The organism is Micromonospora sp. NPDC049301 (assembly GCF_040678715.1).
GTDB lineage: Bacteria > Actinomycetota > Actinomycetes > Mycobacteriales > Micromonosporaceae > Micromonospora.
Window position 1 is genome coordinate 479,583 of sequence record NZ_JBFAQO010000001.1, and the last position, 13,163, is coordinate 492,745.

The 13,163-nt window shown below is 66.3% G+C and carries 9 protein-coding genes and 2 pseudogenes; 9 read left to right on the forward strand and 2 right to left on the reverse strand.

Annotated features, from left to right (window positions below):
• Positions 1 to 440: 440 nt before the first annotated feature.
• Both AB0K07_RS02310 and AB0K07_RS02315 read right to left on the reverse strand, forming a co-directional pair.
• Complete coding sequence (locus AB0K07_RS02310; RefSeq protein WP_363750330.1) at positions 441 to 1,181, reverse strand: hypothetical protein; 741 nt, start codon at positions 1,179 to 1,181, stop codon at positions 441 to 443.
• Positions 1,182 to 1,460: 279 nt separating this feature from the next.
• A pseudogene (locus AB0K07_RS02315) lies at positions 1,461 to 1,822 on the reverse strand (IS110 family transposase); the annotation flags it as partial.
• A 46-nt stretch (positions 1,823 to 1,868) separates the two neighbouring features.
• Between AB0K07_RS02315 and AB0K07_RS02320 the strand changes: the two are divergent.
• From AB0K07_RS02320 to AB0K07_RS02360, 9 genes and pseudogenes are all read left to right on the forward strand, one after another.
• The gene (locus AB0K07_RS02320) at positions 1,869 to 2,543 is read left to right on the forward strand and encodes a hypothetical protein (RefSeq protein ID WP_363750332.1); all 675 of its coding nucleotides are present in this window, start codon (positions 1,869 to 1,871) and stop codon (positions 2,541 to 2,543) included.
• 572 nt (positions 2,544 to 3,115) lie between these two features.
• Positions 3,116 to 4,453 carry a GTPase-associated system all-helical protein GASH gene (locus AB0K07_RS02325; protein ID WP_363750334.1) on the forward strand — a complete coding sequence of 446 codons (1,338 nt, stop codon included), beginning with the start codon at positions 3,116 to 3,118 and terminating at the stop codon, positions 4,451 to 4,453.
• A 5-nt stretch (positions 4,454 to 4,458) separates the two neighbouring features.
• Entirely contained in the window at positions 4,459 to 5,421 is a 963-nt protein-coding gene (locus AB0K07_RS02330) for a hypothetical protein (protein WP_363750336.1), read from the forward strand.
• Between the two features lie 2 nt (positions 5,422 to 5,423).
• Complete coding sequence (locus AB0K07_RS02335; protein WP_363750338.1) at positions 5,424 to 6,251, forward strand: hypothetical protein; 828 nt, start codon at positions 5,424 to 5,426, stop codon at positions 6,249 to 6,251.
• Positions 6,252 to 6,273: 22 nt separating this feature from the next.
• Positions 6,274 to 8,760, forward strand: coding sequence for an effector-associated domain EAD1-containing protein (locus tag AB0K07_RS02340; protein ID WP_363750340.1), 2,487 nt, complete (start codon positions 6,274 to 6,276; stop codon positions 8,758 to 8,760).
• Between the two features lie 48 nt (positions 8,761 to 8,808).
• Positions 8,809 to 9,885, forward strand: a complete 1,077-nt coding sequence (locus tag AB0K07_RS02345) for a caspase family protein (protein ID WP_363750342.1) — start codon at positions 8,809 to 8,811, stop codon at positions 9,883 to 9,885.
• Positions 9,886 to 10,354: 469 nt separating this feature from the next.
• Positions 10,355 to 10,660, forward strand: a pseudogene (locus AB0K07_RS02350) (transposase); the annotation flags it as partial.
• A gap of 894 nt (positions 10,661 to 11,554) precedes the next feature.
• Positions 11,555 to 11,857 (forward strand): hypothetical protein, encoded by a 303-nt coding sequence (locus tag AB0K07_RS02355; RefSeq protein ID WP_363750344.1) that lies wholly within the window; start codon positions 11,555 to 11,557, stop codon positions 11,855 to 11,857.
• 213 nt (positions 11,858 to 12,070) lie between these two features.
• Positions 12,071 to 13,153, forward strand: coding sequence for an NAD-dependent epimerase/dehydratase family protein (locus tag AB0K07_RS02360; protein ID WP_363750346.1), 1,083 nt, complete (start codon positions 12,071 to 12,073; stop codon positions 13,151 to 13,153).
• The last annotated feature ends 10 nt before the right edge of the window (positions 13,154 to 13,163 follow it).

Consider the following 13,163-nt stretch of genomic DNA (forward strand, 5'->3'; position numbering starts at 1 on the left):
GTCGTAGTGGGCCCTGCTGTCGGAGTTGGGTCAGGGCGGCGAACGCGGCGAGGAAGAAGGCGCGCTGGTCGACCAGGCGGCTGTCGGCGGTGGTGCGCGCCGAGCCGATTCAGGGGCCGCCCGCGGAGCGGATCGCGGAGCTGCACTACGTCCTGCTGCCCGGTCGGCCGCTCGCGCCGCCGGTGGGCGCCGTTCGACCTGGAGGTGGTAAAGCGGGCCGCCGCCGGCGAGGTGCCATGGCCGAATCTGACCGCCGAGCAACGCCTGGCGGTGGCGGTGAAACTGCGCAGTGAGTGCCTCCGTGTGCAGGAGGCTGGTGTCCGGCTTGGGGTTTCGGAGCAGGATGTTCAAGGGACTCGCCGCCCCCGGGTGGGACTGAAGTAGAGCAATGCGGTGAGGCCGCCGGTCGGGTCTGCCGTCCCGCAGCCAGCTGCTGTGCTTCAGGAGACGGCGGTTCCGCGGGAGACAGTTGCTTCGCCGAGCCTGAGAGTTACATGACGACCGCGCTCGGAGCCGCTCTTGTCATCCGCCAAACATTCGACCCGTAGTCGCGTCGCGTTGCCGAGCGGGAACGAAACCTGCGCCGGGTGCCCCAAGGAGACGACAACGCCACTCTTGAGCGTCTTGCCGTCCTGGTCCTTGAATTTGATCTGGATCGCGATGCGTGACCCCTCGTCGTCACTGTCGGCGATACCGAGAAGAGCGCTGAACCTTTCGTAGCCGGCAGTGTTCCATTCGACGGCCATTGATCGAGTGGTAAGGCACCCCATGCCGGGCGAGCGGTCATACAGGGTGTTGCCGATCCGGGTCGCCTTGACCCCGGCGAAGTTGTTGTCGTCATAGACTTGGTCGAGGTCGGCCAGCAACGCCGTGTCCGGCTCTGCTGTAGGCCCGTCCGGAGTGGGCGACTCCGAGATTGGTCCGGGGGAGGGCGAATCAGTATCGGACGGGTACCCGGTCGGGGCTGGGGTTGTAGTCCAAGTCTCGATCGTCGGCGTCTGCGGCGTCGTGACCGGCGCCGTGGCACCACTCGCCGTCGGCTCGCTGTTCGTGCCGGCAACCTGGATGATCGCTGCAACAAGGGTGCCGATCAGACCGATGCAGCCGCCTAGTATCGCGGCGCCCCAGGTCGCCTTCTCAGCCGGGCTGTGGCCGCGCCACCAACGCATCAGCCGCTGCATCCTCACATGCCCTCCCATGACGGTTAAGCGTGACCGGTCGGCAGGGATCGGCAACGCGATCCGATGCTACCGTCCGTGACCAATCGCTAACGTCTCTCACCTCTCGTATGACTCGGCAGTCTTCGATGTCGGTTCGTCGATGTGCGATGTCGTTCGCGGGAAGCGATTGTGGTTGGACCGAGGTGGACTGGGCGCACCGGGCGAGTGCCGCGTCGACCGACCAGGCAGGTCGGCCACCTTCGCCGCGCTCGGCCGGGGCCTCGTCGCTGGTGCCGACGGCTGCAGCGTATGCGGCAGGGTGCGGGCGGCGTCAGCGATGAGGTAGGCGTCACGGACGTCGGTCTTCGTCGTGCCGGGAAGCAGATCGGCGATGCGGCGCATGGCCAGGCAAGGCAGGTAGGCCACCTGATGCCCGCAGGCCAGGGCGACCGCGACCGGCAGGGCGCCGATCGAGGCGGGCTGGTCGATCACCACCAAAATCCAACCGTGGTGGGCCAGCTCGTCGAACAACTGCCGCAGCCGGGCCTCGGTGTTCGGCAACGGCGCGTCATGTAGCCGATTGCCCTCTACGCCGACCCGATCGCGTGGTGATCACCCTCGCCCACGTCCAAGCTGAGGTGGACGCCGTATCCGACGCGCACCAACACCCGCCTCCACGGTCACCTTGGCCAGGCCTACGCCTGAGTGATGTCCTGGCTCACCTACGCCGACCCGGATCGGGTCGAGGTGGTGCTGCAGGACACCCAGCGAGTCGTGGACGCCAACCACAGCACCGGGCTTCTCACCCCGGTGAAGCCGGACCCGGTCCGCAAGACCCGTCTGGCCGCGGCGGTACTCGAGCGGGCCGGTTACGACGTCGTCATCCTCGACCGGCGGCTCGATCACACCAGCCGCGTCCAGGCCGAGGACCACCATGTCGCGCTGCTCGGCGTCGACAGCCTCGACCCTCGCAGGCTCATCTCCGGAGTCGGTTGGAAGCTCGCCATAGACGCCGGACTCGGCGCCGGACCGGCCGACTTCAACGCCCTGCTCCTGCGCCGATTCCCCGCTGAGGTACCCAGCGGCGAGGTCCGCAGCTGGAAGGAGGGCGTTTCGCAGCAACGACGTGCTCCCACGGCAGCCCTCGCCGACCTTGAGCGACGCGATCCCTGCGGATCGGTACAACTCGCCGGGACCGCTGTCGGCGCCGCCTTCGTCGGCGTCGTCACCGCATGTCTCGGAGTCGCTCAAGGCGCCCGTGCCGCCCTGTCGGGGGACGGCTTCGACGTGATCAACCTGCACCTGGAGACCGACGACGTCGATCTCGCACCGGCAACCTGCGAGGTCGAGGTGTTCGGGGGCCGCCTCTTTGCCCGTCAGTGACCGGTGCCCGGCCACCTCCGGGATGGCGGCGGGTGAAGGGAGTTAGGCCAGGGTGGCGAGGTGGCGCTCAGCCGAGGGCGGCGGCAGCCGGTGCTTGGCCTTGCGCGGCCGTCGTGGCGGACGCTGTTGGGTCGGACGTTGACTGGTCCCGACGTCTTGGCGGCCGTGCGTTTGGACCCAATAACGCGCGCCGTACCGGCGAATCGCGAGGCAGTACGTCTCCGCGTCTCGTGCCGAGGGCGGCGTGCCCATCGGAGAGCATGGGTGTTGGCCGAGGCGGACCATCGACTGTCCGCTGATTCGGCAGGCGGAAAGTCTCGTCATCTACAAGGACTTACACCTGCGGCTCGGCCGGTCTGTCGACTGGGTGGGCCGAGCCAGCCGGGCGGAGGAGCGAATCGCCGCGACACCTGATGTTTCATCTATGCTACGGCCTCGATCCTCTAGCTGAAGCGAGGCAAGATCGAGGAAGTAGATTCAGCCAGCCCAGTCGCACTCGATCGTCGTCTGGGCTAGCCGAAGAATTAGTTGGCGAGGGCAGAGGGAGCGCCGACGGGGTGATTGGGGGCAAAGTGAGTGAGGACGTCCTGCTCCGCTTTCTCGGCAGCGGACTGATCGATGTCGGCGGAGACGACACCAAGCTCGAGAAACTCAGGGTGACCGCAAGTGATCTTGCCGGATCCTTGAAAAAGTCGTCGTCTAAAGCGTTGGCCTACGCCCTGATAGCTTTCGACCCTCAGGCGCCCGTCGACGATCCGGTCGTTGTTGACGCTCTCGACGCCCTCAAGAAGCGGTGGGCGACCTACGTCAACACCTTCTCTGGCCCCCCGGTCGCGGTGGTTCGGGCGATGCTCCTGGATGCCTTGGCGCAGGCCGCGGCGGACGACGATCGCATCGGTGTGGCCGTGGTCGCCTCGGCACGCAACGCTCTCCCGTTCATGGAGGCCGGGGACGAGCGGGAGATCTGGGCCGACGTGGTCACAGAGATCGAGGAACGAGTCGACGCGCGCGCCGAGACTGAGTGGGCAACACCATCTTCGATCGCGGTTCCGCCGATGGTGTTCGACGTGCCGGAGTTGAAAGCGCCGACGGTAACGACGTCTCGCGCTGGCCGCGATTACCTCAAGAAGGAGTTTCGGGCAGCCGCTGGACCGCAATTTCAGGATCCCCAGCGGGGCAACGTGGCTACGAACGGAAATCCGTACTGGCCGGGGAATAACCATATTTGGGTAACCGAGTTCGGCGATCGCATGGCCGAGGCTGTGGCTGAGAGCATCGATGCTGTCGTTGGCAAGACCAGGATCGAACAAGCGGATCTTTCGGACCCGTTCCGGGAGTTAGCGGCCACCGTTTCCGGGTATGTCGGAAATGCCCTCAATACCGTGACTGCCGCTACGGCCGGTTTGCAGCGTCGGACCAACCTGCTTTGGTGGAAGGAGACCCTGTTCTCGCCCACCACCCGGGTCAGTTACCGGGATCTGCCGCCGGCCCCCGCAGCGACTCTGATGGCCTTTGACCTCCATCAGCAGGTTCCGATGTTCTCCCCGGCGAGCGTGGCAGCGTTCTTGTCTGAGGCCGTGGTAGGTCTTCCCTCGATCGATCAGGACAAGACCTATCCGATGCGCGAGTTGGTGGCGGAAGCGCAGACGGAGGCTGGGCTGGCGGTACTTCGCACCGCCGGAGCCGCCCTGATCGGTCCGCCCGAGGGCCGAGGCCCTTTTCTGGCTTTGATCGCCTATCCCGACGTGCCCGTGGCACGCGCCGAGGCCGAGTTCCGGCGATTGACCGGAGTGCCGCCAGACGCGCAGCTCACGCTGCCGGCTTGGGCTAGTTGGGTTTTCCGTGAGCTACAGGCGGCTAGGGCGGCGAAGGAAGGCTCGAACGCCAAACGCCGGACGCGGAGGAGCTAGGCATCATGCAGAAATGTAAGCGACAAGCCTGCTTCGCACCTGACACCGGCTGCGATCTCGGCTATCTGAACTTGTCGAAGTGTTCTGAATGGACGGGACGCACGACACCGGACTCGATTGACGTCGAGCTAACCGACGAGGTGCTGCTGCCGTGGTCGGGAAGTGCGCTGGGTTTGGCGGACCTCGGCTTCGTCGCGGGCCGCGCGCGCCCGATGGTCGTCGGAATTGCCGGCCCGCAGAACGCGGGCAAGACCACGCTATTAGGTGCCTGGTACCTACTACTCGGTCGCGGCGCCGTTGGTCTCGAAGATCGTCAGTTCGCCGGATCCTTCTCGCTCACAGGATGGGAGGCGGTCGCGGGATCACTGCGCTGGAATCCAGGGCAGCCGCCGAGTTTTCCGCCCCACACAACGAGCCGGAGCGGGCGTGCTCCGGGGCTGCTGCATCTGTCCTTCTGGGACGCGAGGCTGGCGCGGGTCACTGACTACCTAATGACCGACGCACCCGGCGAATGGTTTCAGAGATGGTCGGTCAACCGCGATTCGGCCGAGGGCGCCGGAGCGCGCTGGGTCTCGGCCCACGCCGATGTCCTGCTCCTCGTTGCCGATCGAGAGGCGTTGTCCGGCGAGAACATGGGGTCGGCCCGCGGGGCACTGCAGCTCCTGGCCCGCCGAGTGGCTGCAGAGCGGCGGGGACGCCCAGTCGCGTTGGTCTGGACAAAGTCCGACATCGAGATCACCAACCAGATAGAGCAGTCAGTTCGGGAGGCGGTGCGAGGTACCATGCCCGACGCTGAAGAGTTCTCGGTCAGCGTTGTCTCCAGTGGTCCTGGTAAGCACGAGGTTGGTGTCGGCTTGGTTGAGCTCTTGAACTGGATCTTGGCGATACGGCGTCCGCACGTGGAGTTGCCTTCCCCGTCGGCGACTAGCAACGATCCACTTTTCATGTTTGGCGCGAGAACATCGTGACCATGTCGCGCGACTCGATTCTGCTGCTCGGTGAAAGCGGGGTCGGAAAGACACATTTCGGCGCCCAGCTTCTCAGGCGGTTGATGAAGGGTGACGGCCACCTGCGCATGAGCGGACAGGCAACGAACCTCGAGCCCTTCGAGTCAGCCCTCGAAAGTCTGAACGAAGGAAAGGCAGCCGGACACACCGCCACCTCAACCTACATGGACAGCGTTTGGCCCGTCGCCGATGTAGCTGGACACCAAGCGGAGCTCGTCTGGCCCGACTACGGCGGCGAGCAAATCAAGAGCATGATCTCCTCCCGCCGGGTGCCGAACGCATGGCAGTCGCGTGTGCGACAAGCGCCTGCCTGGCTACTGCTGATCCGCCTTCAGCAGACGCGGTTCGGGGAAGACATCTTCTCGCGCCCGCTCGGGGACCTACGCGGGGCGGCGATCGAGAACCGGGAACTGCAAATCTCTGATCAGGCTCGGCTCATCGAACTCCTGCAGATGCTGATTTTTGTGGGCGGCGCAGCGACTGGGCGGCAAGCTGATCGTCCAAGGCTTGGTGTGTTGCTCACGTGCTGGGACGAACTCGACTTTGATGGAACGCCGGCGGCGGCTCTAGAAGAACGTTTGCCGATGCTTGCAGCGTTTGTGCGGTCCACCTGGTACGCGCCGTCCATCATGGGGCTCTCAGCCTTGGGACGGCCACTCAGCCCACACGATAAAGACAGCGACTATGTCAGCCGTGGACCGGAGCATTTCGGTTACGTGGTGAAGCCGGACGGATTGCATTCGTCGGATCTCACCCTGCCGATCCAGATGCTTCTCGACGGCCTGCGATAGCGACGGGCGGATAGGGCCAAGCGTGATCGTGGAGCAGGCAATATTCGGTGAGGTCAAAGGCGGCCATGCAGTCAAGGCGGCGAGCGGCGACCCAATGCTGGCCGCTGAGCTCGCGCCGCGCCTCGACCTGCCGGACACGGTGCCGCCCGGCGTGGACTGGTCGCCGTTTGTATCAGGCTTCGCACATCGGCACCACTTCGTGGTGGCACGCACCTTTATGGACGTGCGCGCAGCGAGGGCCGGCATGGTGCTGTCCCACGCACTCATCGTGCCAATCGAGGACGTCGTCCACGCACCCGATCTCCGGCCCCTTTTCGATCAGCTGATCGTTGAGGCAAGCGCGCCGTCGGACCTCCCGGCCCTAAATCTCGACCTTGGTCAGGAAGTTCCACCGCCATCGGCCGATCTGCCGACGGCGGCGGCAGCGCTCTCGACCCGCGAAGCCGGGCCCGTGGTTCGCCTCGGGAACCACGGCTTCGACGAGCTGGTGATATCCCTCTGGGGAAGGCTCTTGCCCGCAATGCGCCGACGCTTCGCCTTCCGGCTGAGCTTCGGCCCCGGCGACCTCGTCGAGACGCCACAACCCGCGCTGGTCTGCACGCCTCCCAGCCTAATCGGGCGATGGCGGGGCCATCGGCTGATCGAAGCGCAGTACCCCAAGGCGCCCACCCTGGCCGCCGCCATGCTCAGCGGCTCCAGCGAAGGCGAGGCCCTGCGCTCCTTCACCGACCGAATCGGTGCCGAGCTCACCAGCTTCAGCGATCTCCCGCTACTCGAGGAAGCGTACCGACTTACCGTCTTGAAGCCGGACACGATCGCCAACACCGTAGCTGCTGTCCGCTTGGTGGGACGTCTATCGCCAACCACTGCGCACGGTGCAGACGACAAGGCCGGCCTGATGGGCCGTCTGACGTCACATCTGCGAAATGCCACGGCGGACGACGTTCTGCCGCTTCGCAACCTGGCTCTGCGAAGCTTTGATCAGGCCGAACGTGTGTGGGCTGAGCTGGAGAACTGGGCCGCGAGGAACAGCTTCCCAGCAGCTCAGGACCCTGCCTTCATGCTGGTCATCGCGGACGCGATGGAGGCATCGGAGAGCACGGAGGACTGGCGAACGGCGGTGCTAGGTGGCCTGTCGCGTTCCGCTAGCGTCCAAGGTGCAGCGTTCGTCACCGCGTTCTGGCGGTGGGCCGAGGCAGACCCTGCAATCGTGAAGCTGCTCTGGAAGGTAGTCGAGGCAGACACGGGACTAGAGGACCGACTCGTCAGCGTCGCGCCGCAAAGGTTGAAGCGCGATGCCGCGCAGCCAATCCTTGAACATGCCCGACAGGAACATCTCTACCGACTGCATGGTGCGACAGCGTCAGCTGCCTACAACCCTGCCGAGGCGGTTCGCCTGCAGGTCGCAGTCGAGCCACCGCCGGCCGCTACGGACGGCGTCCGGCTGGCGCTCAGCAAGGCGACACCACGCGAGGTTCTAGTATGTGCAGCCAAGGTGGTCGATCCGAGGGTAATTCAGCTTGCCGCCGAGCAGGTCGCGCAGACACCAACACTGCTCGCGGACGAGGACCTGTCTCGGGAAGCGGCCCGACTGGTTTGGTCAACCGCCTTAGACCTCAACATGGACGCCTGGCGTGGCCCGGCAGACCCGCGCTCAGCCTTCGACGCCGTCCTCGTGGACGTGCTTGACAGTCGACCAGTCCCGCCCCAACTCGTCGAGCGCCTGTCGCGCACACCGCTCGCCGATCTGACGGGCTTCGCGCGTCGCCCCGAGCTGTGGTCAACGATGACGGGCACAACCCGGGACGCCTTGATCCGTGCGACGGCGCGAGGATGGCTCGACAACGTCGCCGCCAATAGGGCCACTCCCGGCCTGGAACCAGAAATCCAAGCCGCGATCCTTAGCGATCACAAGCTCGACGCGCTACTCGATCAGTTCGCGGACGGCCGAGTCGGTGCGGCCATCCAGATCATGCTGGCTCTGCCGGCCTTCGACGAACACCGTTTCTGCGCCTGGCTCCGCCTCGTGGCAAACCATTCCCGCCCCATCCCTCCTACCGACGCCGAGGCGATCGGGCGTCTGACGCAGGAGCGACGGTGGCGGCATGCTACGGACGAACTCCTACGAATGCTGCGGAACAGGCGCGAAGACATCCGGCCCGCCCTGCGCGCCTGCGTGTCGATGCTTGGTCCGCTGGACCGCTGGTGGCACAAGCTGTCCCCGATCAGCCCTGCGGAGAAATGGGAATCGCTAGAGAGTCTGGCAGCGGAACTCTTCGAAACCGGCCCAGACCATGACAATCTGTGGGAACGAGCCGGCGGCCACAACGCCGACCTTCAACAATTTGGAAACGGCCGCGCGAGGTGGCGGGACGCGCTCAGCAGGATCCGTCGCGGGGGTAAAGGCCCTCGGGTGGACAAGCTCCTGCGTGAGATGCTGACGGAATTTCCCTCAAATGCCTCGCTGCGTTTCATGGCTGACGACAAGGAATTCGGAGGCCGCCTGTGAGCGCCAGATTGAGTGCGACGGCGCGCTTAGAGAGTGAGATGTGAACCCGTGACATTTGCCAAAGGTCGCGCGCTGGTAATTGGCATTGCCAACTATAACGAGATCAGCGGCCTTCCTGAGGCCGTGCTAAACGATGCCCGCGACATCGCGTCAGTTCTTCAATCGACCGACTATTGTGGTTTCCTGCCTGGTAACATTCGGCAGCTTCTCGACGGGGAGGCTACGCTGGACGCCATTCGCGCCGAGCTGGCAGAGTTGGCGTCGTCGGCCGATCCGGACGACAGCGTCGTCATCTTCTTCTCGGGACACGGCGCGCGGATCGGCTCGGGACCTACCGAAACGAGCGCGCTAGTCCCGGTCGATTGCCAGACTACCAACATGCGGGACACCGTGCTCGGGGAGCCGGAATTTTCGGCCGCCCTCGCTGGCATAAAGGCGAGGCGACTGCTCGTGCTTATTGACGCCTGCCAGGCCGGCGGGGCGGGCACCTTGAAGAGAAACGAGAATGAGGAAGTCCGGCTCGGGTTTGACGAGAAGTCCCTCGGAAGGCTTGCGCAAGGCGCCGGCCGCGTGATCATTGCCTCCTCCCGGGCGAACGAGACGTCACTCGTGCTTCGGGACGCACGTAATAGCGTTTTCACGGAGCGACTACTCGAGGCGTTCAAGGGGAAGGCCCGAACGACGGGCGACGGACTAATCCGCGTCTTCGACGTCTTCAACTACGTCAGCGAGCAGGTCCGGCGCACCGTTCCTGGCCGACAGCATCCAATCTTCAAGGCATCGGACCTCGAAGACAACTTCCCAGTCGCGCTCGACCGCGGCGGAGCGAAGGCAGCGTCCGTCGTCCAGCCAGCCGCCCCCGAGCGTTGGCGCGAGATCGAGGAACTCATGTCAGACCTCTACCCGGCCGGCCCCACCGATCAGGATATCTGGGCCCGCGCCGGCGGCGACGTTTCGCGCCTAAAGCTGAGCGGAACTGGCAGGGCGAACTGGTTCGCTGCCCTGCGTACTCTTCGGCTTGGCGGAGGCGGGCAAGACATTAAGGTTCAGACACTGCTCGGCACGGTACTCTCTGACTTTCCTCACCATGCGGAACTCGCGGCATTGAGAGATGAACTTGGATAGCCGTTTTCCGAACGGGGTGCGTCCGTCAGGTCGGCGTTGCGGCCGAGCGGGTCCAGATCTGTGTGGCTGTAGGGTGCAGGCTTGGCAAGGTTCAAACCCCGCAACCAGCCGTCCAACCCAACCGGCGCGCCACCATCCCAAGCACCGTCGTCCACGCCCCCAGGCTGCGGCGCCCGCGTCGGCGACGTTCATAAATGCTGCGGCCGCGCTCAGCAGGCGGGTTGACGACCGACGACGGACGCACCGATCCGCGGTTAGCGGCGCCCTCGGTCAGTTGCTTTGGGCAGCGATCGCCTATCTGGGCGACTGAACTGGTGTTGGAAGGGGAGCCGGGGCGCGCCCGTGCCCGCCGGTGGGCTAGTGGGCCCGGGGTGACTCTGGGCGTTGCCCCGGCTCCTGGATTGTCGAAGGGCTAGTGCTGCAACGCCAGTAGGCGAATGGAGTTCGGTTCGCGTTCGTTGGTCCGAATGTGACGGATGTTGATGTCGATCGTTGGCATGGAGAGTTGGACCGGCTGCATGCCCGTATCGGGCCTCGGTTTCGTCGCTCTGAGCCGCGGCGACGTGGGCGACAACACCTTTGCGGGCTGATCTCGGGCCTGAGCCGGAAGAGCGGGTGGACCCTGGCTGAGCAGGCCGGGGATGTGTCGCCGGACGGTATGCAGCGGCTGCTGCGTTGGGCGGACTGGGACGTCGGTGCGGTCCGTGACGACGTGCGGGACTACGTGGTCGACCACCTCGGAGACCCGGCCGGTTTGCTGATCGTCGACAACACCGCGTTGAGGTGGTGCGTCCCGCGTTGGTGGCCCTCCGTCGCGTGGTTTGCGGTGGTTGAGCGTGGACGGGGAACCGAGGCTTGCCTTCGCTGATCGTGATCCGTAGCGAACACAAGTGCCATACCGCTGGATCGGGGATGGTGGTTCTCCTGAGCCAAGCGCTGACGAGATGTACGCATACGACCACGCTCAACAGAAGTGGATCAAGGGATTCAATCCGATGTACGGTTGATTGGTCGCGCCGAACAGTGACGGGCCCCTTTGGCCTCGTCCGGTGTGAAGCCGACCCACCGCGCAGCCCGCAGTCGCGTCTCGGCTACAGAAGCTTGCTTGCGGTTACGGAGAAATCCGACCCGACGAAAGATCGGCCACGTTTGACGTAGCTGGCGCGCACAGCAATCAAGCATGGTGGCTGGGGGCCGTGGGTGTTCCATGGGTGATCGGATGCCAGCGGCCGGGAGGGATTACAAGCCTAAAATCTGGATTTCGACCACGAGCAATCGCGCCCCTGGCGAACACAATGGGTAACGACCACGCTGACCTGCTGATATCCGGCGGCACTTTCCTGGAAACAGGCGCAAGAGTTCGGACTGAAAGAGGCTACGGTAAGTAGCGGAGACAAAAAGCGCTGGTGAGAATTAAAAGTCCACAGCTCTGCCATTGAGCTAGCGGCCCGCGCGCTCAGGTTACCGGACGGTGCCCGCCGACGACTCTCGGCTTCCGGCCGACCGTCGATGCCTGGGCCCACCGGCACCCACCGCCCCTGATCAACACCAGATCGGCGAGCTGGCGGTGTCTGACGCGCTGGTTACACCCATGTCGGCGATGGGGAGTGGATCACGTGGGGTTTCGGTGCCGTGCATGGGTTCGGGCGGGTGGGGAACCAGAGCGGGCATGAAGCCGAGCAGCACCCCGGCGGTGGCGGCGTCCGGGGAGGAGATCGGGCCGGACGGCGTACGCGAGCCGGGCGGGGAGGTGCACGCCTGGCTGCCCGGCCAGAACCAGACGGTGTGCGGCCTGGCGCTCAGCCGGACCCGGCTGCGCCGCTTTCCGCACGTGCGCTTCGACTACTCGGGCACCGACGTGCTCACCGAGGCCGACCCGGTCGGCTGGATCTGCCCGCGTTGCCTGGCCGCCACGGCCGGGCGGCGGGGGAAGGAGAAGCACGGCTGGGTCCGGCAGTCGCCCCGCCCCTGACCCACTCGACATCGGGGAAGTCGCGCTGTCCGGACGGCCGTGACAGCCAGACTTCCAGGAAACCGAGTCGATCAAGCGCCGGGCCAAGCGCCGGGCCAAGCGCCGGGCCAAGCGCCGGGCCAAGCGCCGGGCCAAGCGCCGGGCCAAGCGCCGGGTCGGGTGCCAGGCTGACAGTGGCGGTTGGCGGGCGACTGGGCGGGTACGGGGTCGGACATGCGGATCGTGGTGGTGGGGGCGAGCGGCAACGTCGGTACGGCGCTGCTGCGGCGGCTGCGCCGGGAACGGGGCGTGGAGCTGGTCGGGGTGGCCCGGCGGTTGCCCGGCCCGGAGGCTGGCGAGCCGTACGACCAGGTGGAGTGGCACTCGTGCGACATCGGCGCGCCGGATGCGGCCGGGAAGCTCGCCGGGGTGTTCTCCGGCGCGGACGCGGTGGTGCACCTGGCCTGGCAGATCCAGCCCAGCCACGACCAGCGGGTGCTGCGCCGGACCAACGTCGACGGCAGCCGGGCCGTGTTCGACGCGCTGGTGCGGGCGGGCGTGCCGGCGCTGGTGTACGCCTCCTCGGTCGGGGCGTACGCGCCCGGGCCGAAGGACCATCCGGTGAGCGAGCGCTGGCCGGCGACCGGGGTGCCCGGCTCGTCGTACAGCGAGAACAAGGCCGAGGTCGAGGCGCTGCTGGACGGGTTCGAGCGGGACCACCCGGCGCTCCGGGTGGTGCGGCTGCGACCCGGGCTGATCTTCCAGCGCGATGCCGGCGTGGAGATCACCCGGTACTTCCTCGGCCCGCTGGCGCCGGTGCGGCTGCTGCGCTTCGGCCGGATCCCGCTGGTGCCCACCAACCGCCGGCTGCGGATGCAGGCGGTGCACGCCGACGACGTGGCCGACGCGTACGCCCGGGCGGTGTTGGGTGACGCGCGGGGCGCCTTCAACGTCGCCGCGGACCCGGTGCTGACGCCGGAGCTGGTGGCCCGGCACTTCCACGGCTGGACGGTGCCCGTCGCCGGGCCGGTGCTGCGGGTGGCGGCGGCGCTGACCTGGTGGGCGCGGCTGCAACCGGTCGACAGGGGCTGGGTCGAGCTGGCCCTGAACGCGCCGCTGATGTCCAGCGAGCGGGCGGAGACCGAGCTCGACTGGCAGCCGAAGATCACCGCGCTCACCGCGCTCAAGGAACTCTTCGCCGGGATGGCCGACAGCGGCCACACCGACAGCCCGCCGCTGTCCGCCGCGTCGGACCTGCCCGGCCGGCCGGGCGGCCTGCTCCGCGCCCGCGCCGCCGGCCAGGGCAACCCCTACTGAGGTACGCGCT